Annotated in this window: 17 protein-coding genes; 5 read left to right on the top strand and 12 right to left on the bottom strand. The window is 38.1% G+C overall.

The genetic code is table 11. The features are described 5' to 3' along the window. Window positions 1–68 precede the first annotated feature (68 nt). Complete coding sequence (locus IAE19_RS03830) at window positions 69–1,280, bottom strand: aspartate aminotransferase family protein (RefSeq protein WP_200459605.1); 1,212 nt, start codon at window positions 1,278–1,280, stop codon at window positions 69–71. A 162-nt stretch (window positions 1,281–1,442) separates the two neighbouring features. Between IAE19_RS03830 and grxD the strand changes: the two genes are divergently transcribed. Beyond that, window positions 1,443–1,784 (top strand): Grx4 family monothiol glutaredoxin, encoded by a 342-nt coding sequence (gene grxD, locus IAE19_RS03825; RefSeq protein WP_004988322.1) that lies wholly within the window; start codon window positions 1,443–1,445, stop codon window positions 1,782–1,784. 71 nt (window positions 1,785–1,855) lie between these two features. Here grxD and IAE19_RS03820 read toward each other — a convergent pair whose 3' ends face one another. From IAE19_RS03820 to ahcY, 6 genes are all read right to left on the bottom strand, one after another. Beyond that, window positions 1,856–3,091 carry a multifunctional CCA addition/repair protein gene (locus tag IAE19_RS03820; protein ID WP_200459604.1) on the bottom strand — a complete coding sequence of 412 codons (1,236 nt, stop codon included), beginning with the start codon at window positions 3,089–3,091 and terminating at the stop codon, window positions 1,856–1,858. Between the two features lie 94 nt (window positions 3,092–3,185). Next, the gene (locus tag IAE19_RS03815; protein WP_200459603.1) at window positions 3,186–5,456 is read right to left on the bottom strand and encodes an NADP-dependent malic enzyme; all 2,271 of its coding nucleotides are present in this window, start codon (window positions 5,454–5,456) and stop codon (window positions 3,186–3,188) included. Between the two features lie 146 nt (window positions 5,457–5,602). Further along, window positions 5,603–8,461, bottom strand: coding sequence for a putative bifunctional diguanylate cyclase/phosphodiesterase (locus IAE19_RS03810; protein ID WP_200459602.1), 2,859 nt, complete (start codon window positions 8,459–8,461; stop codon window positions 5,603–5,605). A gap of 148 nt (window positions 8,462–8,609) precedes the next feature. Then, window positions 8,610–9,335 (bottom strand): 16S rRNA (uracil(1498)-N(3))-methyltransferase, encoded by a 726-nt coding sequence (locus tag IAE19_RS03805; protein WP_200459601.1) that lies wholly within the window; start codon window positions 9,333–9,335, stop codon window positions 8,610–8,612. A gap of 23 nt (window positions 9,336–9,358) precedes the next feature. After that, complete coding sequence (gene metF / locus IAE19_RS03800) at window positions 9,359–10,195, bottom strand: methylenetetrahydrofolate reductase [NAD(P)H] (RefSeq protein WP_200459600.1); 837 nt, start codon at window positions 10,193–10,195, stop codon at window positions 9,359–9,361. Window positions 10,196–10,267: 72 nt separating this feature from the next. Further along, window positions 10,268–11,650 carry an adenosylhomocysteinase gene (ahcY, locus tag IAE19_RS03795; RefSeq protein WP_200459599.1) on the bottom strand — a complete coding sequence of 461 codons (1,383 nt, stop codon included), beginning with the start codon at window positions 11,648–11,650 and terminating at the stop codon, window positions 10,268–10,270. Between the two features lie 221 nt (window positions 11,651–11,871). Here ahcY and IAE19_RS03790 point away from each other — a divergent pair, with 221 nt between their 5' ends. The 3 genes from IAE19_RS03790 (at window position 11,872) to IAE19_RS03780 (ending at window position 15,634) form a co-directional block, all read left to right on the top strand. Further along, the gene (locus tag IAE19_RS03790; protein WP_200459598.1) at window positions 11,872–12,414 is read left to right on the top strand and encodes a cysteine peptidase family C39 domain-containing protein; all 543 of its coding nucleotides are present in this window, start codon (window positions 11,872–11,874) and stop codon (window positions 12,412–12,414) included. 107 nt (window positions 12,415–12,521) lie between these two features. Further along, window positions 12,522–13,475, top strand: a complete 954-nt coding sequence (locus tag IAE19_RS03785) for a DUF4424 family protein (RefSeq protein ID WP_200459851.1) — start codon at window positions 12,522–12,524, stop codon at window positions 13,473–13,475. Between the two features lie 212 nt (window positions 13,476–13,687). Beyond that, window positions 13,688–15,634 (top strand): oleate hydratase, encoded by a 1,947-nt coding sequence (locus tag IAE19_RS03780; RefSeq protein ID WP_200459597.1) that lies wholly within the window; start codon window positions 13,688–13,690, stop codon window positions 15,632–15,634. A gap of 57 nt (window positions 15,635–15,691) precedes the next feature. Here the strand turns inward: IAE19_RS03780 and proP are convergent, their stop codons facing one another. Then, window positions 15,692–17,173, bottom strand: coding sequence for a glycine betaine/L-proline transporter ProP (proP, locus tag IAE19_RS03775; RefSeq protein ID WP_200459596.1), 1,482 nt, complete (start codon window positions 17,171–17,173; stop codon window positions 15,692–15,694). Between the two features lie 537 nt (window positions 17,174–17,710). Here proP and IAE19_RS03770 point away from each other — a divergent pair. Beyond that, complete coding sequence (locus IAE19_RS03770) at window positions 17,711–18,763, top strand: diguanylate cyclase (RefSeq protein ID WP_200459595.1); 1,053 nt, start codon at window positions 17,711–17,713, stop codon at window positions 18,761–18,763. Between the two features lie 32 nt (window positions 18,764–18,795). Here IAE19_RS03770 and IAE19_RS03765 read toward each other — a convergent pair whose 3' ends face one another. The 4 genes from IAE19_RS03765 to trmB all read right to left on the bottom strand — a co-directional run bounded on the left by IAE19_RS03765 (window position 18,796) and on the right by trmB (window position 23,977). Beyond that, window positions 18,796–19,185: a carboxymuconolactone decarboxylase family protein gene (locus tag IAE19_RS03765; RefSeq protein WP_200459594.1), complete on the bottom strand. Its 390-nt coding sequence runs from the start codon at window positions 19,183–19,185 to the stop codon at window positions 18,796–18,798. 67 nt (window positions 19,186–19,252) lie between these two features. Next, window positions 19,253–21,751, bottom strand: a complete 2,499-nt coding sequence (locus tag IAE19_RS03760) for an acyl-CoA dehydrogenase (RefSeq protein ID WP_200459593.1) — start codon at window positions 21,749–21,751, stop codon at window positions 19,253–19,255. A 406-nt stretch (window positions 21,752–22,157) separates the two neighbouring features. Further along, window positions 22,158–23,060, bottom strand: a complete 903-nt coding sequence (yddG, locus tag IAE19_RS03755; RefSeq protein ID WP_200459592.1) for an aromatic amino acid DMT transporter YddG — start codon at window positions 23,058–23,060, stop codon at window positions 22,158–22,160. Window positions 23,061–23,260: 200 nt separating this feature from the next. Next, window positions 23,261–23,977, bottom strand: a complete 717-nt coding sequence (gene trmB, locus IAE19_RS03750; protein WP_200459850.1) for a tRNA (guanosine(46)-N7)-methyltransferase TrmB — start codon at window positions 23,975–23,977, stop codon at window positions 23,261–23,263. Window position 23,978: the final 1 nt, after the last annotated feature.

Raw genomic sequence — 23,978 nt, 5'->3', positions numbered from 1 at the left:
GTTTGGAGTTCATTAAAAAGCCACAACATCGTCGCGGCTTTTAAGGCGGAACGTTTAACTGAAACGGACTAAGCTAAAAATTGCTTAATTGCAGGGACTAAACGTGACAATAAATCATCAGCTTGATCCTGAGTCATATTTAGTGGTGGAAGTAAGCGAACCACTGAACCTGCCGTGACATTTACAATCAGTTTATATTCATCACGAGCAATTGCGACGATTTCAGCACATGGTTTTGGTAATTCGACGCCAATCATCATACCAAAACCACGGACTTCAACATTAAAATCTGAAAGTTGTTTACGTAATTGCTCGACAATATAACTTCCTACTTTCGCAGCATTTTCAACAGCATTTTCTTGTTGGATAGTATCAATAACGGTATAAACCACACGTGAACCAAGCACCGTGCCACCATAAGTTGAACCATGACTACCCGGCCCAAGTATACCAACAGCTTTTGCTTGGGTCATTACGGCACCGATAGGAAAGCCATTTCCTAAGCCTTTAGCGGTTGTTAAAACATCTGGAATAATATTGGTATGTTGATAAGCAAAATATTTACCGGTACGACCATTTCCAGTCTGGATTTCATCTAGCATCATCAGCCAGTTATGCTGATTACATAAAGCACGAACATCTTCTAGATAACTAAAACCTTGCGGTGCGGTATTAATACCTCCTTCACCTTGAATAGGTTCGATTAAAATGGCAACAATATCAGGATGTTGTAGAGCAACTTCTTGTAAAGCCTCTAAGTCCCCAAACGGTACGCGGATAAACCCTTCAACTAGAGGAAAAAAACCTTCTTGAACTTTACTGTTACCTGTTGCAGATAATGTGGCAAGCGTTCGGCCATGAAAAGACTTTTCAGCGACTACGATTTTTGGATTTTTAATCCCTTGTTGACTAGCATATTTACGTGCGATTTTAATCGCACCTTCGTTCGCTTCTGCACCACTATTTGAAAAGAAAATTTCTTGCATACCTGCAACTTCAGCTAGTTTCTGTGCAGCAGCGGTTTGCCAAGGTATTTCAAATAAATTGCTGGTATGAATTAGGGTTGCAGCCTGTTCTGCAATTGCTTGCGCTATAACAGGATGTGCATGACCCAGTCCACAAACTGCAATACCTGTAAGTGCATCCAGATACTCTGTACCATCTTCTGTATAAAGATAAGAACCTCGTCCTCGTACAAAACTGATCGCTTGGCGGCCATAAGTCGCCATCAAATGCGAAGGTTGATCAGGTTGTACAGGGGCGAGAGTAATGTGATTCATGACGAACTCTTATCTGTTGGATAAAAAGGAAAGCGTTTATATAAGCAAAAATGACCAAAGAATAAAAGAGCTAAACGAAATTAAAATAGAATTATCGTATTCGATCCTAACAAAGAGACTGGTTTTAGGTATAATGCATGCAGAATAGTTGAGGATTTATCTATGACTGAACAAGCACGTGACACCGAAGCATTGATTCGCGATCAAATTGCCAAACATTCGGTTTTACTTTATATGAAAGGCACTCCACAGTTTCCACAATGTGGTTTTTCTGCGCGTGCAGTTGAAGCGCTCAGTCAAATTGGTCGTCCATTTGCCTATGTGAATATTCTGGAAAATCCAGATATCCGTGCAACACTTCCACAAATTGCTAACTGGCCAACATTTCCACAACTTTGGGTAAATGGTGAGTTAGTGGGTGGTAGCGATATCATGCTGGAAATGTTCCAAAATGGTGAATTAAAACCTTTAATTGAGCAATATAGCCCAGCGCCAGAAGCTTAATTTTAGTGATTGATATAAAAAACCTGAGATTTTCTCAGGTTTTTTTATGGACTTTCATATCAGAGTGTAATTTAAACATTACTTTCATATTGCTGTTTTAGATGCGCTAAAGCTTCAATGCGGTATTGGATTAGCATTTCTCCAATCTCCGCTCCGTGAATATCCTCTGGTAAATCCGAGGCTTTAATTGAACGGACAATTTGCATGGCTTTACGCATATAATCTGCTTGCGGATAGGCACGATCTTCTAAACCTAATCGCCCACGTGCATCACACTCACACGCCTGAATGAAAGCTTCAACGCGTTCAGGGCGTCTAAGAACATCTAAGCGTTGTAACAGGCGCCATAGGGTTCCAGGTTTAAGAGTAATGGACTGATGGCATTTTAGGTGCTCTTTACAGACTGATACAGCTAATTGTTTAAGTAGCGTAGGGACTTTTAATCGATCAGATAAGTTTTGTACAGGCAGCACCCCACGTTCTTCATGCATGATATGCCGTGGAAGTTCATCTAGAGGGGTTAATGCTTTGCCCAAATCATGCACTAAAACGGCATAGCGGACATCGAGTCCATAATTTGCATTACATGCCTGTTGTAACGCCATGAGAGTGTGTATGCCGCAGTCAATTTCTGGATGGTATTCAGGGCGTTGTGGTACACCAAAAAGAGCCTCAATTTCTGGAAATAAGCATTTGAGTGCGCCACACTGATGTAAAACCTCAAAATACACGTGAGCATGTGTTTCCATTAATGCTCTGGAGGTTTCCTTCCAGATACGTTCAGGCGTAAGAGCATCAAGTTCGCCAGAATCACTTAATTTTTGCATTAAATTCAGAGTTTCGGGGGCAATTTGAAAACCATATTGAAAATAACGAGCTGCAAATCGCGCTACCCGAAGTACTCGAAGAGGGTCTTCCAAGAAAGCATCTGATACGTGGCGTAATAGTTTCAGTTCCAAATCCTGACGACCCCCGTAAGGATCGTATATCTCGCCAGAAGCTTCATCCATCGCAATAGCATTGATGGTCAGATCTCGTCTTATTAAATCATCTTCTAAGGTAACGTCTGGATCTGTAAAAAATTGAAACCCATGATATCCCACACCAGATTTGCGTTCTGTGCGCGCAAGTGCGTATTCATCCTTTGTTTTTGGGTGGAGAAATACTGGAAAATCTTTGCCAACAGGTTGATAACCTTGATCCAGTAATTGCTGTGGTGTAGCTCCAACCACGACATAATCTTTTTCGTGATAGGGATGCCCAAGTAAATGATCGCGTACGGCACCGCCTACTAAATAAACATGCATGAAAAAACCTCTGTTCTTAAGCTAATCATGCTACAGAACAGAGGTTTTCTCAAGTCACAAAGTTAAGCTTTTCTTTTAACTTCAGTCTTAGAAATTAGCCACCACTTTGTTGAATTTCAGCTACAGTAAGTGCAGTCATGTTCAAAACACGTCGAGTCGTTGCTGTCGGTGTGAGGATATGAACAGGTTTTGCCGCACCCAGTAAAATAGGGCCAATAGTAACATTATTGCCAGAAGTTGCTTTAAGCAGGTTGAATGAGATATTCGCTGCATCTAGATTTGGCATAATCAATAAATTTGCAGACCCTTTAAAGCGTGAATTTGGGAATGCAAAATGACGAATACTTTCATCAAGCGCAGCATCACCATGCATTTCACCTTCAACTTCAAGCTCAGGTGCACGCTCAGATAGTAAACGATAAACCTCACGCATTTTTTTAGCGCTTGGATCATTTTGGTCACTACCAAAACTAGAGTGGGAAAGTAAGGCGATACGTGGAGTAATACCAAAACGGCGAACTTCTTCAGCAGCCATAATCGTCATATCGACAAGCTGTTCAGCAGTCGGATTAGTATTGACATACGTGTCTGCAATAAACAGATTACGATCTTGAAGCATTAATGCATTAAGAGTAAAGAAGTTATTTACACCTTCTTTAAGTCCGATCACATTACTGACAAAATCCAAATGGATATCATAACTACTGTATGTACCACAAAGCATACCGTCTGCTTTGCCAAATTTTACCAAGAGTGATGCAATTAGAGTTGAACGACGACGCGCTTCACGTTGAGCATATTCTTCGGTTACACCCTTACGTTGCATAATCTGATGATAATCTTTCCAGAACTCTTCATAAAGTGGATTTTTCTCTTGATCAACAATCTCAATATTGGTGCCGTGTTCTAAGCGTAGTCCCAATTTTTTGATGTTGGATTCAATCACAGCGGTACGACCGACCAAAATCGGGAAAGCAATACCTTCATCAACCGCGATTTGTGCAGCACGAAGTACGCGCTGATCTTCACCTTCTGCATATGCAATACGTTTAGGATCAGTTTTAGCCTGTGAAAAAATAGGTTTCATCATAAACGCTGAGTTATATACAAACTCAGAAAGTTTTTGACGATAAGCTGAAAAATCTTCGATTGGACGAGTCGCAACACCTGAATCCATTGCTGCTTTTGCGACAGCAGGAGCAATTTCAAGAATTAAACGTTGATCTAATGGGCGTGGAATCAAATAATCACGACCGAAGGAAGCCGATTTTTCACCATAAGTGGCTGCATCTGCTTCCACATGTGCCATACGTGCAATTGCATGGACACAGGCGATTTTCATTTCTTCGTTAATCGTTGTTGCGCCAACATCTAACGCTCCGCGGAAAATGTAGGGGAAACATAAGGCGTTATTAACCTGATTTGGATAATCAGAGCGACCAGTTGCCATAATGACATCTGGACGAACTTCATGTGCATGTTCCGGTAGAATTTCAGGATCAGGGTTGGCCAATGCAAAGATAATTGGATTCTCTGCCATTTCTTTGACCATTTCTTTGGTCAGAATACCTGCCGCAGAAAGACCTAGGAACATATCCGTACCCGCCATAACTTCATGAAGTTTGATCTGTGGAATATCCTGAACATAGCGCTTTTTAGAATCATCCAGACCTTCACGTGAAGTGGTTAGAAGACCACGTGAGTCAGCAACGGTAATATTTTCTTTGCGAACGCCAAGAGCACATAATAAATCTAGACAAGATAATGCTGCGGCACCTGCACCAGAAGCCACAATTTTAATATTTTCAATTTTTTTATTGACCAGTTGAAGCGCATTTAATAATGCTGAACCGACAATAATACTGGTTCCATGTTGGTCATCGTGGAACACAGGAATGTTCATGCGTTCGCGTAGCTTTTTCTCGATATAGAAGCATTCTGGTGCCTTGATATCTTCAAGGTTAATACCACCAAAAGTAGGTTCCAGGGCAGCAACAATGTCCACAATTTTATCTGGATCATTTTCCGCAATTTCAATATCAAAAACGTCTACGCCCGCAAATTTTTTAAAGAGAACGCCTTTACCTTCCATAACAGGCTTAGATGCCAAAGGTCCAATATTACCTAGACCTAAAACCGCCGTACCATTACTGACCACTGCGACCAGATTTCCGCGGGCAGTATATTTTGCCGCTGTAGAAGGATCGCGTTCAATCTCTAAACATGGAGCTGCAACTCCTGGAGAATACGCAAGTGCCAAGTCATGTTGGTTGACAAGTTGCTTGCTAGGAGTAACGCTGATTTTCCCTGGAGTAGGATTTTCATGATAATACAACGCAGCCTGTTTTAATGATTGATCGTCCATCTGAATCTCGATTGTTACATGAGTTAACTAGTGAATGCTTGGGTGTAAGGGTAAATCCTTGCGAATATAACATTAGTTGGGCTTCACGCCCAGTCAAAAACTATCAATTTGCTTTAAACGCGTTGTCGTTAAAATTGCTTCAATGGCTAATCGACAAATTTATGCGTTTTTAAAAATTCAGTGCTATCTATTGGATTTAGGGGTTTAGAAAATAAAAAACCCTGTAAAATGTCACATTTCTGCTGGTTTAAGAAGTCTGCTTGTTCTTGTGTTTCAACACCTTCCGCAACCAAAGTCAAATTCATGGCTTTGCCCATAGCAATCATGGCGCTGACAATAGCTTCTTGTTTTGGGTTACCTATTTTGGAAATAAAAGTACGATCAATTTTTAAAATGTCAATTGGATATTCGGTCAGATAGGCAAGAGAAGAATAACCCGTTCCAAAGTCATCGAGTGAAATAAGAATGTCCCTTTGTTTAATTTCCTGTAGCATTTCCTGAACAATTTCAGAACTATCCATGAGCGAAGATTCAGTAATTTCCAGTTCTAATTTATTACCACTAATCTGATAAAATTTCATGGCATCATCCAGATCATTGAGAAGTTGGCCTCGATGAATTTGCTGGGCGACTACATTGACGGAGACACAGATGTTTTCAAATCCAAGATCTTGCCAAATACGGATTTGTTTGGCGGTTTCCATAATGACAAATCGACCAATATCAGAAATTAAGCTCGTTTCTTGCGCAATTGGGATAAATAGATCTGGTCCAATTAAACCGCGGGTAGGATGACTCCAGCGAGCTAATGCTTCAAATCCATAAATATTATGGCTTTGTGCACAAACTTTGGGCTGGTAATAAACCACCAGTTCATTGTTTTTGATGGCGTTTCTCAATTCACGTTCAATATTGACCCCTTGAGTTAATAAAGCTGATTTTTCTGGTGAATAATAACAAACGGTATTACCTCCTAAGCGTTTTGCATCATTTAATGCTTGCTCAGCATGATTGTTCAAACTGTCAATTTGACGTCCATGTTCAGGATAATAGGCGACACCCATTGAAACTGTAATGACAAAGTCTTGACATTGAATCTGGAAAGGTTCCAGAAAACTTTCAAAAATACGTGCGCAATGCTGCTCTATAGAAGGGCGAATATGTGAAATTTCATAAAGGATCGCAAAGTCATCACCGTTTAAGTGAGCAACCAGCAGTGCTTCAGGTGTAGTCAAACGCAAGCGTTGCGCGACTTTTTTTAATAATTCATCGCCTCCATTGTTGGTCAAAAACTCGTTTAATGTTCTAAACCGGTCAATATTGAAACGAATTACCGCAAATTGTTTAATAGGATCTTTTTGACTTACTAAATACTGATGAAGCTGATAGTTATAGTAAAAACGGTTGGGGAGATCGGTTAAGGTATCGTAATTTTCCAAATAAGATAAACGTTGTTCTTGACGTTTGCGTTCAGTTTGATCGGAGACAATCCCGATATAATTGATGATTTGATCATTATCATTTTTTACAGCGTTGATATGCGTCCAGATAGAGACTTCTTTACCAGAGAGAAAGCTTTCGTTTAATTCACCATCGAACTCGCCTTTTTGTAAAAGCTGTTTGGTGATATTTAAATGCATATTTTTTTGTTGAAATTTATCATTTTGCGTAATATCAAATAAATGCTTACCCAACATTTCGTGTTTATTAAATCCTGTTAGATGTTCATAACAAGGATTGGCATCAACGTAACATAGGTTCTCATCCAGAACGAAGATGCCTTCAGCAGCTTGCTGAACCACACTTGCAGCAAGTTTTAAACGATCCTGATCTTTTTTCTCTTGACTAATGTCTCGGCGAATTCCCACCATGCGCAAAGGAATATTGCTTTGAGCATGACGTAAAACCACTTGCCCTACTTCTTGAACCCAATACCAATGATCATCATGCTGAATCCGCATAGTCACATCAAAACGGTGCGTATAACCACGTAAATGTCGATATAGTGCTCTTTTTACAAGAAATAAATCGTCAGGATGCACGATATTCTCAAGATATTGCTGATGTGATTTCCAATCTTTGGTGATTTTATCTTGTTCGGGTGTCGTAAGTTCTATTTTTCGGTGTTCAATATCCCAGTGCCAAGGCCGAATACCTGCAATTTCATGAGCCAATCTTAAATTTTGAGCGTTGTTTTCTAATCTTTCATTCATTTTTTCAATATCATAAGTTCGTTCTTTGACTTTTTGTTCAAGAAGCTGATTATGTAATTGCAATTGCAGCTCAATTTCTTTGGACTTATCCATTTCAACTTGGAGTTGTTGATAAAGTTCATCTGTCCATTTAACTTGTTGTTCGGCATTTTGTTTCAGTTCTTTATTTTTGAAAAATAAAATCGACATTCGCCTTTTATTACGATGGGAGGCGAATGCGCTAAAAATGAAAATGATCAGAATAAAATTATATGCGACATAAAAAAGCGTGTAATTACCTTGGGGATGAGTAAATTGTGAAATAAATAGAGGCAATACCGTGGGTATAAAAACCAGAAAAAAATGACGTAAAGATTGAGTGAGATAGGTAAGACAGATAATCCCTGTAATAATGTACAAGACTGAACTTAAGGTTAAAACATGGGGAGCAGAAATGGGTGGGGTGAGCTGAGTTAGGTTATAATTAATCAGTACAATACCTGTACCAATGATTGAGCCACTACCTAAACAAAATAATTGCATCCAAAGTTTGGCGGTTTTGAGGCTATAATTATTTTCTTTGAAATAAAACTCAGTAATGCACCAGCAACCTAAAAAAAATAAACTACCAATTGCAATCCATGTATTGAACCAAAAAGAAGAAATTGGGCTATAAAATAAACGATATAATAGATAGTCAAAAATACATAATAAAAATAGATTGAGTAATAAAGCTTTACTATGTCTGATTGAGCTTTTGATATGAGCCGTATCGACGTGATCGTACAATTCAGTTTCTTGTATTTCAGACATATAAATATGATCCGGTTAATGTTTATACAGCAATAAGTAAATGCAAAAATAAAATCAGAAAGCTTTTTTAATGTTAATGAGCGTGTTTGTTAATATCGTTTTACGTTGTCATACCTGACATGGAAAATCAATATTTGTTTCGACTAAATTAGTCAGCTTTTGACAAAAAATGATAATTCAAAATAGAAAGAGCAACGATAGGTGCGGTTTCAGTACGTAGAACTCTTTCGCCTATACACCAACTTTTAAAGTTATTCTCATTTGCAGCTTGAATTTCAATTTCGCTCAAGCCTCCTTCTGGACCAATCAATAAGGCCAAATGATCATGGCTATTTTGCAGAACATTTTCTTGATTTTTGTTTGGTGCTAAAACAAAACGTGAGGGAGGTAATGTGGACTGAAACCACTCATTTAAAGAAATAGGGGCAATAATCTCTGGAACTCGATTCATGCCGCATTGTTCACATGCTGCGATTGCGACAGATTGCCAATGGTCAATTTTCTTCTGATCACGCTCATATTTAAGGCGCATTTCACAACGTTCGCTAGTCAAAAGTTGAATTTTGGTTACGCCAAGCTCAGTTGCTTTTTGGATCGCATAATCCATGCGGTCACCCTTGCTCATGACTTGGCCTAAAACCACCTGAAAAGGTGGCGTTCGATCAATGGGATCAAAAAACTCAACCGTAACAAACGCATTTTTTTTATTGATTTCAGTGAGTGTTACAACATATTCACCACCTTTTCCATTGAAAAAGATGGCTTGTTCTTGCTCTTTTGCACGAAGCACACGTACCCAATGATGAAATACTGGTTCGGTTAGTTCAATGGTATGACCAGTATTTAATTCGGTTTCGATATAAAAGCGATTCATGTTTGGGTAAGGCTCATACAAATTTAGTTTAAACCAAGATCAACAACAAGTTGTCGAGTTGGTTCAATTTGGTTCATTGAATAAAAGTGTAAAGTTGGCGCACCGCCAGCGATTAAACGTTCACAAAGTTTGACAATAACTTCGTGACCAAATGCTTTAATACTTGCACTGTCATCACCATAGGCAGCAAGTTGTTTACGAATCCAGCGAGGAATTTCTGCGCCTGTACCATCCGCAAAGCGAATTAAATTACTGGCATTGGTAATCGGCATAATCCCAGGTGCAATTGGTATATGAATGCCTTCTTTTTCTAAACGTTCAATAAAGTAGAAATACGCATCTGGATTGAAGAAAAATTGGGTAATTCCTGAGTTTGCGCCTGCATTTACTTTTTCAATAAAGCGTTTGATGTCAGCATCAAAAGTTTCTGCTTGTGGATGCATTTCAGGATAGGCTGCTACCTCAATGTGGAAGTGATCACCTGAATGTTCACGAATAAAACGGACTAAGTCTTGGGCATAAGGTAACTCACCTAGCCCAACTTGACCTGAAGGCAAATCACCACGTAATGCTACAATCCGGCTAATACCTTGTGATTTATACAAATCTAATAGTTCAGCAATACGGCTTTTGTCATCACCAATACATGAAAGATGAGGTGCAACTGGTGTACCCTTGCCATTAAAATCATGAATAGCAGCTAAAGTGCGTTCACGAGTAGAACCACCAGCACCATACGTAATCGAGAAAAATTCTGGATTCAGTCGTTGGAGCTCTTGATGAACATTTTTTAACTTTTCTGCACCAGCATCAGTCTTTGGTGGGAAAAATTCAAAAGAAATAGGAACACGTTTCGTCATTTCAAATCCTTTTTAAAGCGCTTGGAAAATTTTAGAAAAAGGGCAGTCCATAAATCGTCTGCCCCAATTTTCTTAGTATTTATAAGCGTCAGATTTGAATGGACCTTCAACAGCAACACCCAAGTAATCTGCTTGTACTTGAGTAAGTTGTGTCAATACACCACCAAAGCCCAAAACCATTGCAGCAGCAACTTCTTCATCTAATTTTTTAGGAAGAACTTCTACGCGAATCGCAGCTTGTTTTTGGTCAGCAGGCAAGTCAGCAAATTTTTCAGCAAATAAATGCATTTGACCTAAAACCTGGTTTGCGAAAGAACCATCCATGACACGGGATGGATGACCAGTTGCATTTCCGAGGTTAACTAGACGACCTTCTGAAAGCAGGATCAAGTAGTTATTTTCATCTTCTGAACGATACACTTGATGTACTTGAGGTTTTACTTCAACCCATTTGTAACCACGTAAATAGGCGGTATCAATTTCGGTATCAAAGTGACCAATATTACAAACCACTGCGCCTGCTTTTAAACTGTCTAACATCGCAGAATCACATACGTGATAGTTACCAGTTGTGGTCACAACGAGGTCAGTATTGCCAAGTAAGTCGTGATTGATATCTTCTTTTTTACCTGTTTGTACGCCATTTTTGTATGGAGAAACAACTTCGTAGCCATCCATACATGCTTGCATCGCACAAATCGGATCAACTTCAGTTACGCGAACGATCATGCCTTCTTGACGTAACGATTGTGCAGAACCTTTACCTACGTCACCATACCCGATCACAAGCGCACGGCGACCAGAAAGCAGCATGTCAGTTGCACGTTTGATTGCATCGTTCAATGAATGACGGCAACCATATTTATTGTCATTTTTTGACTTGGTGATCGAATCATTAACATTAATTGCAGGCACTTTAAGAGAACCATCTTTCCACATTTCTAAAAGACGTTGTACGCCTGTGGTAGTTTCTTCAGTAATTCCATGAATTTTTTCTAAAAGTGCAGGGTATTTGTCGTGAACAAGTGCAGTTAAATCACCGCCGTCATCCAGAATCATGTTGGCATCCCATGGCTTGCCATTCACGTTGATCTGTTGCTCTAAACACCAAACATATTCTTCTTCTGTTTCGCCTTTCCACGCGAAAACAGGAACACCGCTTGCAGCAATTGCAGCAGCAGCGTGATCTTGAGTAGAAAAAATGTTACAAGAAGTCCAGCGAACTTCAGCCCCGAGTTCAACCAGAGTTTCAATTAAAACCGCAGTCTGGATTGTCATGTGGATACAACCCAAGATTTTTGCGCCTGCAAGTGGTTTAGCAGCTGAATAACGTTTACGTAAACCAATCAAAGCTGGCATTTCAGCTTCAGCTAGTTTGATTTCTTTACGGCCGTAGTCAGCAAGAGAAATATCAGCAACTTTATAATCTGTAAATGAAGCATTAACCGCGTTCATCACGATCTCCTTTTAAAAAAACAAATATTGATCATTCAGTTCGCGGATGCCGTTGTTCTGCGAAGCATTGCTTCTTACGTCGAGCCTAGCGATTTCACATTTATATGCCTGTGAAAAAGTCGCAGCATCCCTCGACTAGTGCGCTATTGTACTGATAAATTGTTACAGTGCCAACGCTGTTTTGTGTATGATTCGCATAAATATAAAACGAGTCCAGAGCTATGGCATTAGAAATTCCAGAGTCTTTATTAAACCTTGAAGCCAATTGCGGAATTTTTGCACTATGGATGTTATTTCAACATCATGGGATTGAAATAGATATCGCAGAATTGGTGCAAGTGACTCAGCATGATGAGGAAAATGGAACTTTTACTATTGCCTTGGCTGTTGCCTTAAAAAGATTCGGTTTTGATGTGTCTTTCTATACAGATCCTGATCCTTATATTGATCCAAATGAGCGTTTAATTTATCAACAAACTGAAACTCTTCATATTCCTATTGATGCAGCGTTAAGCTATTCAGATATACAAAATGCAATTGAAAAGGGTCAAATGGCAATAGTGTCTTATGACACGCTGGATGGTGTAGGTAATCAGTCATTGGTCTATTCAATGGATGACCAGGACATTTGTTTTTTTGACAGTTTTGATCCTATGCCTGCCACTGTATTTGAACAACAGCGGAATGCAGAAGGGATTTGCCGACAAGTTATTCTGATTAATGACCGCGATATACAGCCGATCCACTCTACAAAAATTAGTTAAACTTTAGAAACTATATAATAAAATTTTGTTATATTTTCTTTAGAGTAGTTCTAAGATAAACACTAGCATTATTAAAATAAAATAGAGGGCAAGTTGTGTTAAAGGAAATGCTGAGTTTTGCACTCATAAATATATTTACATCTTCTGTTTTATATGCCAATGATTCAATTGGATATATAGCGACTGGTGGGGTTGAATATATTAAAAACCCCAATATTAGTATGCAGAAAGAAGATCTTTTTATTAGTAAGCAACAAATCCGCGTAGATTATGATTTTAAAAATTTGACCAATCGTAATATTTCGGAAAATGTATTATTTCCTTTGCCGAAAGTTGGAAGTTCACGCGAAAGTGATTTTGCACATACTGAAGCATTAATTAAAAGTTTTAAAGTCAGGGTAAATCAGAAACCTATTGATGTTTCTATACATGTTCGTGCTTTTTTACTTCCCTTAAATCAAAAGGGTGAGCTGGATTGGAAAAAAGCTTCTGTGGATGTCACTCAAGAGTTAAAAAAATGTGGTTTTAGTGATCAAGAGCTGATGAATCCCTGGACGCAAAAGATCAGTGAAGAGCTAATCAGCCAACGTGTTTTTCAGTGCAAACAGCCCCGTGTGCAGAAATTATTAAAGCCTTATCATCAAGGCGATACGATTTATTGGGAAGCACAAATCATTTATAGTTGGCGGCAACTATTCAGGGCCAACAGTGTGACTCATGTTCAGCATCAATATCAACCCTTGGTCGGTGGCTCAGTTTATTTGGATGACGAGATTGCAAAAGATCACTGCGTTGATCAGAGTTTTAAAAATGCTTTAGATAAAACGGAAAACCCACATCCCCCTTATATGGGCCTGAGTTATATTGTGAAAACAGGAGCGAATTGGGCAAAACCTATCGGAAATTTTAATATGATTATTGAGCGAAATAAAAATGAATTAGTTTCGCTGTGCTGGAAAGGAAAAATAAAGAAATTAAATGCAACACAGTTTAATTTTTCAGAAAATAATTTCATGCCATCGCAAGATATAAATATAATTTTTGTTCCATTATTGAGATAAAAAATTACTTATTTTTTGATGCTCTTATATTATTAATAAATACAGTTGTAAAAAGTATTTTTAGTTATTAAATCAGACCTAAATACTTGGATTTAAAAGCCTGATCACTATACAAAGTTTATACAGAATAGCGCAGAAAATAATAGCGTCTATGAGCATACTCATAAGTTCTTAAATAATATGTTCCTGATAATAAATCCGAAGAGGAAATCATGAGTAAAATTACGTCTAAATTTGATAAAGTTCTCAATACATCAAAATTTTATGGAAACATGGTTCACGAACCAGATTCGAGTACAGAAACTTATCAAAACTCTCCCGATGTAACGACACCGCCTGCGGATTACGTGGGTAATTACCAAAGAAATCGAGGAATCGGTGCAGAAATATATAAAAACAGTAAAATTTATATTATCGGAAGTGGAATTGCAGGGCTGTCCGCTGCGTATTACTTTATCCGAGATGGGCAAATACCTGCTTCAAATATTGTATTTTTAGATCAGCTTGGTGTAGAAGGCGGATCCTTAGATGGTGCTGGTAACGCACAAGATGGTTTTATTATTCGTGGCGGTCGTGAGATGGAGTTCGCTTACGAGAATATCTGGAATATTTTTCAGGATATTCCCGCATTGGAGCTACCTGAACCATTTAGCGTATTAGATGAATATCGATTATTAAATGATAATGATCCAAATTTTTCCAAAGCACGCTTGATTCATCAACAGGGAAAAATTCAGGACTTTAGTCGGTTTGGCTTATCCAAAAAAGATCAACTGGCTATTGTAAAATTACTCATGATAAAAAAAGAAGAACTGGATGATATTACGATTGAAGAATATTTCAGTACTGAGTTTTTAGCGTCAAATTTCTGGACACTTTGGCGCACTATGTTTGCTTTTGAAAACTGGCATAGTTTACTTGAATGTAAACTTTATATGCATCGTTTTTTGCATCAGTTTGATGGTTTTAAAGAAATGACGGCATTGTTGTTCCCTAAATACAATCAGCACGATACGTTTGTTAAACCCCTAGAGCAGTTTTTAAAGAAAAAAGGTGTCACTATTCAACTCAAAACTTTGGTCAAAGATGTCGAGTTTGAACAAAAAGAACAAGACAAGATTGCAAAAACTTTATTCATTGAACAAGAGGGGAAAGAGAAAAAAATTAGTCTGAGTGAAAATGATTTTGTGGTTATTACGACAGGCTCAATGACAGAAGATACCGCATATGGCAATAACACCGCTGCGGCAGTGAGTAAAATTGATAATAGCAGCAGTGGACAAAGTGCGGGGTGGTTACTCTGGAAAAACCTTGCGCAGAAATCTCCAGTTTTTGGTAAGCCTGAAAAATTTTGTAGCAACATTGAAAAGTCTTCATGGCTTTCAGTGACGCTGACTTGTAAGCCATCAGTTTTTGTGGAAAAACTTAAGCAATATTCCGTGAATGATCCCTATTCAGGCAAAACAGTTACAGGGGGAATTATTACGATTACAGATTCAAACTGGTTGATGAGTTTCACCTGTAATCGTCAACCGCATTTCCCTGAACAGCCTGATGATGTACTGGTACTGTGGGTGTATGCGTTATTTATGGATAAGCAAGGCAATTATGTCAAAAAAACCATGCCAGAATGTACAGGTAATGAAATATTGACCGAGTTGTGTTATCACCTAGGAATTCTCGATCAAATCGACCATGTAATTGACAATACAATTACCCGTATTGCCTTTATGCCTTACATTACTTCAATGTTTATGCCGCGTGCTAAAGGAGATCGTCCACGTGTGGTGCCAGAGGGATATAGAAACTTGGCGCTTGTTGGGCAATTTGTTGAAACCAATAATGACGTGGTTTTTACTATTGAAAGTTCAGCTCGAACAGGACGTTTAGCAGTTTACAAACTTCTTAATATTGATAAACAAGTGCCTGATCTTTCACCTTTGCAATATGATATTCGCCATTTAATTAAAGGCGCTAAAACGCTAAATGATGGCGGCCCCTTTCCTGGAGAACGATTGCTTAGACATGTATTGAAGGGAACTTATTACGAACATATTTTGCCAAAAGACGTCGAGCAACCTGAGACTGAATCATTTCTTTCCGAACAGTTTGGTCACTTTAAAGATTGGATCAGCTCTATAAAAGATAAAGTAAAATAATTTTAGAACCAACAAGCCCCTCAGGATGAAGGGGCTTGCTTTTGAGGTAGAGTGAAGTTAATCAATATCAGGATGTTGTTTAGCTAAGTGATCCCTTTTTTCCTGAAGCTCTTCGATTTTCTGGTCAATTTGTTCAATTCTTTGTTCAATATTATCGTGATATTGTTCCAACAATTCTTCCGCTTCTTCAGGATTAACTGCCATTGGCGTTGCACCTTTGAGCGGTAAATTGGCTGTTTCTTTCAAATAAATAGCAGTAATGATTCCGAATACACCACATAACATTAAATAATAGGCAGGAATCATAATATTTTGCGTAGTTTCAACCAAAGTTGCGGTAACTGTCGGCGTTAAGCCTGCGATCACCACTGAAATATTAAAAGCAATAGCTAGAGCACTATAACGAATCTCGGTTGGAAACAATGCGGGAAGAGTCGATGCCATAACACCAATTAACATATTAAGCGAAAGTGCTAAAATTAAAAGACCTAGAAAAATTAAATAAACATTATTGGTATCGAGTAAAAGAAATGCGGGATAAGAGAACAGAACCAATGCGATACTGCCCGCAAATATAAAGGGACGACGACCAATTCTGTCGCTGAACATGCCAACAAAAGGCTGAACAAATAACATTCCGACCATGACTGCAATAATGATTAATACACCATGATCTTCTGAATAGCCTAAGTTATGCGAAAAATAGCTCGGTAGATACGTGAGCAACATGTAATAAGTAACATTGGTGCAAATGACCAAGCCAACACAGACCAGCAGGCTACGTTTATGTTGAGCCAGAATCTGCCTGAATCCAATTTTCTTGGGTTTCTTGATCTGCGATTGATTTTCAGTATGAGCCTGAAAAGTAGGAGTTTCATCAAGTGAATGACGTAAATACAGCCCAATTAAACCCAAGGGTAAAGCCAGATAAAAAGGAATTCTCCAACCCCACTCCATAAATGTGGTTTCACCTACTGAAAAGCTAATTAAAGAGACAATACCTGCACCTACCACAAAACCCAAGATAGAACCAAAATCCAGCCAGCTTCCCATAAAGCCGCGTTTACGGTCAGGTGAATACTCCGCAACGAAAATGGCTGCACCTGCATATTCACCTCCCACAGAAAAGCCTTGTGCGATTTTAACAATCAACAACAAGATGGGGGCCCAAATACCAATACTGTCGTAAGAGGGGATTAATCCAATACCAAAAGTACTGACTGACATAATAATAATCGTAATGGCCAGCACTTTTTGCCGTCCATATTTATCACCTAAGCGACCAAAAAATAAGCCACCCAATGGCCTGAAAATAAATGGAATTGAAAAGGTCGCTAGTGCAGCAATCATCTGTACACTAGGCGATGAATTTGGGAAAAAAACTTTCCCAAGCACATACGCTACATATCCATAAACACCAAAATCAAACCATTCAATTGCGTTGCCTAAGGCAGCGGCTTTAATCGCTTTTTTGGTCTTATCATAATCAACAATTTCAACATCATCTATTTCAAGAGGCTTTATTTTTCTTTTGGACATAAGGGGCTTATTTCCTGTAACAACTAAATTTTATGGTTTCAATAGAAATATAAAATAAAGTTGTATTTAACAATGAATGAAGTTTAACTTTTCAATAAACGGCTTGAGTTATACCAAAAATTCTAATGAATTAAAGATACATACTCTTAAAATGATTAAATATCAGTTAATTATAATTTTAGATTGATCTTGGATTTTATGTGTTGAATGATCATGAATAAAATGTTGTAACTTTGCAGTGTTTATGTAATTAAATTCTATATTTAGAATTTTTCTGAATAGGGTCTTTTGATCGTATGTGTTAATTATTATTTTTTATTATGATGATTCAAATGCCATAAATAGAAGAAATGTGATAGCTGTTATTTTTATATATAAATAAAATTATTTTGAATCGAATATATTTAAAGAAATTGGTATATAAGTACATTATATTCGGAATAAAATATCGATAGAATTATCTGGATCAAGATGAAGCACCATTGATTGGCAGCTTATTAATAGGCTATTTGTTTATCATTGTTCAGAAAGCGGCTAATGACCTATATAAAAACCGATGAAACAATACTACTTGAGCGTAGCAAACGGTATGTTTATCGTATTTTTTTGATGCGGCAAACAGGAACAATATTGTGCTTTTTGTCTATCGCTTCGGTTCTACACTATTTAAACTCTCCTTTTTTTGTATATATTTTGCTTGGTATAAATGCATTTTGTTGGCCTGTAGTCGCCTATTTTTATGCAAAAACGACAATTGATACAGTGAAAACCACCAATTTAAGTTTGGTGGTTGACGCCGCTTTAGGTGGTTTTTGGGTTGCATTGATGGCAGTTAGTCCTTTTCCTGCCTTAATTATGATCGCAATTTTAATTTCAGATCGTTATGCTGCAGGAGGGTGGGAAGTACTCAAGCCTTCTCTCGTTGCAATGTCTGTTACATTTTTAGCTGTATGGATGGCTTTAGGTTTTCCATTAAATCTGAGTTTTGATGCAGAAATGGTTTGGTTCTCATTACCTTTGGCGACAGTTTATATCATGTCTTTAAGTATGTTGACCCGAAATCTGGCAGTCCAGTTAATTAGTAAAAATCGTGAGTTTGAACGAATCGCATTGATGGATCCGCGATTGCATATTCCTAACCGACGTTTGTTTGAACAGCGCTTATCGTCAACCTTTATTCAAACCCAAAGAAATGGTACACATGCGCATCTGATGCTGTTGGATATAGATGATTTTAAACATATTAATGATACTTATGGACACGAAGCCGGTGATTATTTTCTGGCAGAAATTTCCAGTATTCTAAGGCATATGATTGGGCCTAAAGATACGCCCGCTCGCTTTGGAGGTGATGAATTAGCCATCATTGTGGTAGATCATACCAATGATGAAATTTTAATGCTTGCACAGAATATTTCAGAGAGTATCAAGAAAATTCGATTACAAAGTGCTGAACAGTTTTTTGCCAGTATTAGTATTGGAATCGCATCCGTAGAGACTGCAACAACAGTCTCCGAATGGTTTGGTTTAGCCGATAAAGCATTATATTATGTAAAACGTAATGGTCGAGACGGAATACAAATTTACTAGAAGTCTTCAAAATCTAAGTTAAAAATGGTCATTTACGTTTTACCATTTTGATATTCCTGAATGACTTCAAGTGCCGCCCGAAATGCCTCTTGAGCAGCGGGTGCACCACAATAAGGCAAACTATGTAAAAGCGTTTCCTGTATTTCTTCAACGGTACAGCCATTATTTAATGCACCGCGAACGTGTCCTTTAAGTTCTGTAGGCGCTTTAAGCGCGGTTAACATCGCTAAAGTAATGAGAGAGCGGTACTTACGTGGTAATACACCTTCACGTTGCCATGTTGAGCCCCATGCATGTTCATTAATCCAATTTTGAAGAGGTTCAGTGAAGGGAATGGTATTTTCTTGAGCGCGTTTGACAAACGATTCACCCATCACTTCTGTTCGAACCTTTAACCCGTTTTCATAATCTTGCTGTGACATGATTTTTTCCTGTGAATTGCAAAAATAAAAGCGTCCGTAGACGCTTTTATCATATTCTGTAAAGGGCTTAAAGCCTCAAATCGTTGAACGCTGCTTCGCCTGTCATAGGCATGTGTGGATTTTCCAATTCAAGATCATGATTGAGTTCCATGTCAAAAATATCGGTTAGCATGCTGTCGAAACGTTTAGCATTATAAAGAATCAAACTTTGTGCTTCTGCTTCTGTAATAAAACCAGTCGAGACAGCATCGGTGATATGTTCTTCAAAAGTTAAGCCTGTAAACTGATCTTTGGATTCAGCTTTTTTAAATTTATGCCATAGTGGTTCAATTTGTAATAGCATTTGGAAGGCTGACTCCATACGACCCGTTACATCGTTGGCATCTTGTGAATAGTACACATGTTTTTTCAGTTGAGCTCTAAACGGATTTTCCTGCATGATCAGTTCTGCAACAGCCTGTTTGAGTTCATCACTTGGTTTATTAACCGGACGCCCGAGAGGAAAACACACAAACTTAACCAATGCTGCGCCAAGTTTGATCGGGAAATTCTCAAACAACCCATAAAATGCTTCTTGCACATTATAAAGTGATTTTTCTAATGCCAATTGTGCGTGTAACTGTTCTGCTTCAGATTTTGTTCCATGAGCATAAAATTTTAAAATAGAAGTCGCAATAAAGAGATACGCATGAATATCCGCTAAACGCCCAGATAACATCTCTTTGCGTTTAATATCACCTGCCAATAGTCCTAATGACATATCTGCGGTTAAGGCCAAATTTGCACTTAAACGATTGATTATTTTGTAATAAGGCTGTGTAAAGTCATCAGAAATGACAGGCGCATCATTTGAGCCACCGCTAAAGCCATAAGCAAATGAACGAGCTCCTCGATTAAAGGTATAGCCTAAATGTTTAAACAAAATTTCATGGAACTGTTTTAATGCGCTCGGTTTATCGTCAGATTGTAATAATTGTAATTCTTCAAATAAATAAGGATGACAGCGCATTGAGCCTTGACCAAAAATCATCAATGAGCGCGTTAAAATATTTGCGCCTTCAACGGTAATCGCAACAGGAATAGCTTGATAAGAAAGTGCAAGGAAGTTACGCGGTCCAAGTTGAATCGCACGTCCTCCGACTACATCCATACCATGATTAACCACTTTGCGCATGGTTTCAGTAGCGTAATATTTGGCCATTGCAGTCATAACGGCTGGAGTACCTCCCTGATTTAGTCCACATGTGACTAAATAACGAAAAGATTCCAACATATAAGCATCGCTAGCAATATCACTGGTGGCTTCCTGCACACCTTCAAATTTACCGACAGAAAGTTTGAACTGTTCACGAACTTTAGCAAATGCACCAACAGTTAAATAAGACATTTCTCCTGCGGCTGTAGATAATGCTGGAAGTGAAATCCCACGGCCCACACCCAGACATTCCATTAACATGCGCCAGCCTTTCCCTGCATTTTTAGGGCCACCAATAATATAGTCAATTGGAATGAAAACATCACGGCCTTCAACCGTACCGTTCATAAATGGGGAACCAGGATAATGTCTTGGTCCGACTTTAACTCCCTCATGACTCGCGGGAATTAGGGCACAGGTAATACCATATTCTGTTTTGGATGTATCACCAAGCAAACCATCCGGATCATATAATTTAAATGCTAAACCCACAACCGTTGCAATTGGTGCAAGTGTAATCCAGCGTTTAGAGAAGTTCATGCGTAAACCCAGCACGTCTTGACCTTCAAACTCACCATAACAGACGACGCCTGTATCAGGGATGGCACCCGCATCAGAACCTGCTTCTGGACTGGTCAGACCAAAACATGGAATTTCGGTACCAGCGGCTAGTCCCGGTAAATAACGCTGTTTTTGTTCATCTGTCCCATAATGCATAAGTAATTCGCCTGGTCCCAAAGAGTTGGGAACCATACAACTCACAGCTGTAGTTAAAGAACGAGAGGCGATTTTACTCATGATGCGGCTCTGTGCAAACGAGGTAAATTCTTTTCCACCGTACGATTTGGGAATAATTAAACTTAAAAAACCTTTGTCTTTAATGAATTGCCATACATGTTCAGGTAAGTCTTTCGTTTGATGATGAATTTCCCATTCATCTAACATACTGCATAATTGTTCAGCTTCATTGTCAATAAAGGCTTGCTCTTCTTCAGATAACTGTGGAAATGGATACGCATTAAAAGCGTCCCAATTCGGCGCGCCCATAAATAATTCTTTTTCCCACCAGCTAGTACCAGCTTCAAGTGCTTCTTGTTCGGTGGTACTAATACTTGGCATCGAATTACCCAAGCTATTAAAAGCGGGTTTGGTTATGAGATTAAAACGTAGCGGATCAATTAACAGAATGAGACTAACAATGATCAGTGGAAGCCCTAATAATAATGACCAAGCTGTAAAAATAAAGGCAGAAGCAATCGCTACCACAATGGTCACAATACTGCCCACAGTTCGGGACAGGCTAAAATAGAAGACAGCCCAAATAGTGAATAGCTGTACCAAAATAGCAACGATAAACAGGAAAAAAGTCATGCTTACTCCTTGGGTTGTTGCATTTTAAATCAAATCAATGCGTTAAAAAGAGTGGAAAAATGTCTAACTTTTTACTTAAATCAATGACGTATTAATGCCGTTATAAGAGAAATCTTTATAAAATGAATAATTTAGTTTCTCTGTTTTAATGATCAAGCTAGAAAGTTATATTTGTTCTTCTTATAAATAGTTTATTTTTTCAACTTTTCGCATAACAGTTAGGTTATTGATTTGTCACAAAAGGTTATTGAAAATTTAAATTTTATATTTTCCTTTTTTTAACATAATTTTTTATTAAATAAATACTAAACAATGAATTTAGTATTTGTTTGTATATGGGGCATTTAATTGATAAGTTTATTCAAATTCTTTAGGTTGTCATTCTAAGATTTTAAAAAATTTAGAATCAAGTGGCTAATTCAACCTGAGGAATAGATTTTTTCCGAATCGAAAACCAGCAGATGAGTGATCCAAAGCAGACAATCGCGGCCCCATACCAAAAATATGTCGATAAATTTGAATGTAAAACCATCACAGAAAAAGTAGAGGATAGGAGAGGAGAGAAATAAGACAGCATGACTAAAACAGGCATATTGCCTTTAATAATGCCCACATTCCATGCTAGATATCCCATCGCAAAGAATAAAGCATTGATGGCAATGAAAACATAGCTATTCATTTGGGTAACATGGGGAATGTGAAAACCCTGTGTGGATAACGTGAGAATCCACAATGCTGTTGCAGTAAGTATAAAATATAAAGAAATGGCATTAGTTCCATTGCTGTGCTTTTTGGTATAGATACAATAAATCGCCCAAAGCAATGCTGCTAAAAAAATAAGTAAATAACTGACAGGGTTTTTGGAAAAGCTATCAATAAAGTTAAGACTTGGATGATAATTAATAAGAATAATCCCAAAAAAACTAATGATAACGCCTAGAATAGTTAAAGAATTCACCTTTTCTTCTTTTAAAAATGCCAGTATTAAAATAATAAGGGTCGGCCAGAGACTAAAAATAATATTCATCTCAATGGATTTTTCAGAAGACTGAGCCAATGTAATTGAAAAAGCGAAACAGGTTTCAAACACCACAAAAAGAGCACTGGAGCAAATTAAAAATGTCTTTGAAACTTGTTTAAGATCAGGCAAACCATAACTGAAATATAAGATAATCGCACTTAAAGTATAGACATAGGTCACTGTATACATTGGGCCAAATTTTTCAGTAGACAGTCGTAGCATTCCAACTAAAGTTGACCAAAGTAATAAAGCCAAAATACCTATACATGTTGCAATCTGGCGATTCATGAGATGTGCCTGATGTAAATAATGCGATCATAATTTTTTACTGATTATTTGAAAAGTGAAATTCACTTGATAAATTTTCATGAGTCAATGAGTTTTTGTGAGGCAAACTATAGAGCTTTAAAACGATGCTTATTTTTTATTCTTTTCTTGAAAAATTAAGCACCTAGCATAAATATGTAAGTGCTTAAGAGAATTATCTTTTAATGAACTTTTTTGAAAATAAAGTCATTAATTTTATGACCTGATTCTAGACCACGACGTTCAAATTTGGTTTGAGGTCTCCAATCTGGACGAGGGTAGCTATTGCCTTTACCTGCGAGATTTTCAAGATTTTCTCTATTATCTAGTACCTCTAGCATCCAGTCAGCATAAGGCTCCCAGTCGGTAGCGGCATGGAAAGTGCCCTGAAGCTCAAGTTTTTGTTCAACCAGTTGCATACGCTCATGAATAACAAAACGGCGTTTAAAGTGGCGTTTTTTCTGCCATGGATCGGGGAAATAAAGCTGGATGCAATTAATACTATTATCTGGCATTTCACGAAGTACTTGAATCGCATCGGCATCAAGTACACGAAGGTTCGTTAGGCCAGCCATTCCCGCTTCGTATACACATTGTGCAATACCAGGTACATGCACTTCGATACCCACAAAGTTTCGTTCGGGATTAGCTTTTGCCATCAATACTAGAGAGCGTCCCATTCCAAAACCGATTTCAACAGTTAAAGGACGTTCTGGATGTTCAAAATGTTGACGAAGATCACCAACAGGATATTCCAAAATTAAGTACTGATACTGTTCCAGAGCAGTACGTTGTGACGTATTTAAAGGCGCAGAACGGCGCATAAATGTCACAATTTCACGATGTTCTGGCAAATTATCCAGTTCAGTAATCTGCGTTTCTAACTGATCAGTCGACATA

This window comes from Acinetobacter sp. S40 (assembly GCF_016624705.1).
Lineage (GTDB): Bacteria > Pseudomonadota > Gammaproteobacteria > Pseudomonadales > Moraxellaceae > Acinetobacter.
This window is presented reverse-complemented; position numbering and strand designations above follow the sequence as displayed.

Bases quoted from the DNA above. Each gene is read 5' to 3' on its own strand.
- IAE19_RS03820 (WP_200459604.1), bottom strand. From the start codon at position 3,091: ATGCATGTTTATTTAGTAGGCGGTGCCGTACGCGATCATTTACTTGGG.
- ahcY (WP_200459599.1), bottom strand. From the start codon at position 11,650: ATGAACGCGGTTAATGCTTCATTTACAGATTATAAAGTTGCTGATATT.
- IAE19_RS03770 (WP_200459595.1), top strand. From the start codon at position 17,711: ATGACCTATATAAAAACCGATGAAACAATACTACTTGAGCGTAGCAAA.
- IAE19_RS03785 (WP_200459851.1), top strand. From the start codon at position 12,522: ATGCTGAGTTTTGCACTCATAAATATATTTACATCTTCTGTTTTATAT.
- IAE19_RS03805 (WP_200459601.1), bottom strand. From the start codon at position 9,335: ATGAATCGCTTTTATATCGAAACCGAATTAAATACTGGTCATACCATT.
- metF (WP_200459600.1), bottom strand. From the start codon at position 10,195: ATGACGAAACGTGTTCCTATTTCTTTTGAATTTTTCCCACCAAAGACT.
- IAE19_RS03790 (WP_200459598.1), top strand. From the start codon at position 11,872: ATGGCATTAGAAATTCCAGAGTCTTTATTAAACCTTGAAGCCAATTGC.
- IAE19_RS03780 (WP_200459597.1), top strand. From the start codon at position 13,688: ATGAGTAAAATTACGTCTAAATTTGATAAAGTTCTCAATACATCAAAA.
- IAE19_RS03830 (WP_200459605.1), bottom strand. From the start codon at position 1,280: ATGAATCACATTACTCTCGCCCCTGTACAACCTGATCAACCTTCGCAT.
- IAE19_RS03815 (WP_200459603.1), bottom strand. From the start codon at position 5,456: ATGGACGATCAATCATTAAAACAGGCTGCGTTGTATTATCATGAAAAT.
- trmB (WP_200459850.1), bottom strand. From the start codon at position 23,977: ATGTCGACTGATCAGTTAGAAACGCAGATTACTGAACTGGATAATTTG.
- yddG (WP_200459592.1), bottom strand. From the start codon at position 23,060: ATGAATCGCCAGATTGCAACATGTATAGGTATTTTGGCTTTATTACTT.
- IAE19_RS03810 (WP_200459602.1), bottom strand. From the start codon at position 8,461: ATGTCTGAAATACAAGAAACTGAATTGTACGATCACGTCGATACGGCT.
- IAE19_RS03765 (WP_200459594.1), bottom strand. From the start codon at position 19,185: ATGTCACAGCAAGATTATGAAAACGGGTTAAAGGTTCGAACAGAAGTG.
- IAE19_RS03760 (WP_200459593.1), bottom strand. From the start codon at position 21,751: ATGACTTTTTTCCTGTTTATCGTTGCTATTTTGGTACAGCTATTCACT.
- grxD (WP_004988322.1), top strand. From the start codon at position 1,443: ATGACTGAACAAGCACGTGACACCGAAGCATTGATTCGCGATCAAATT.
- proP (WP_200459596.1), bottom strand. From the start codon at position 17,173: ATGTCCAAAAGAAAAATAAAGCCTCTTGAAATAGATGATGTTGAAATT.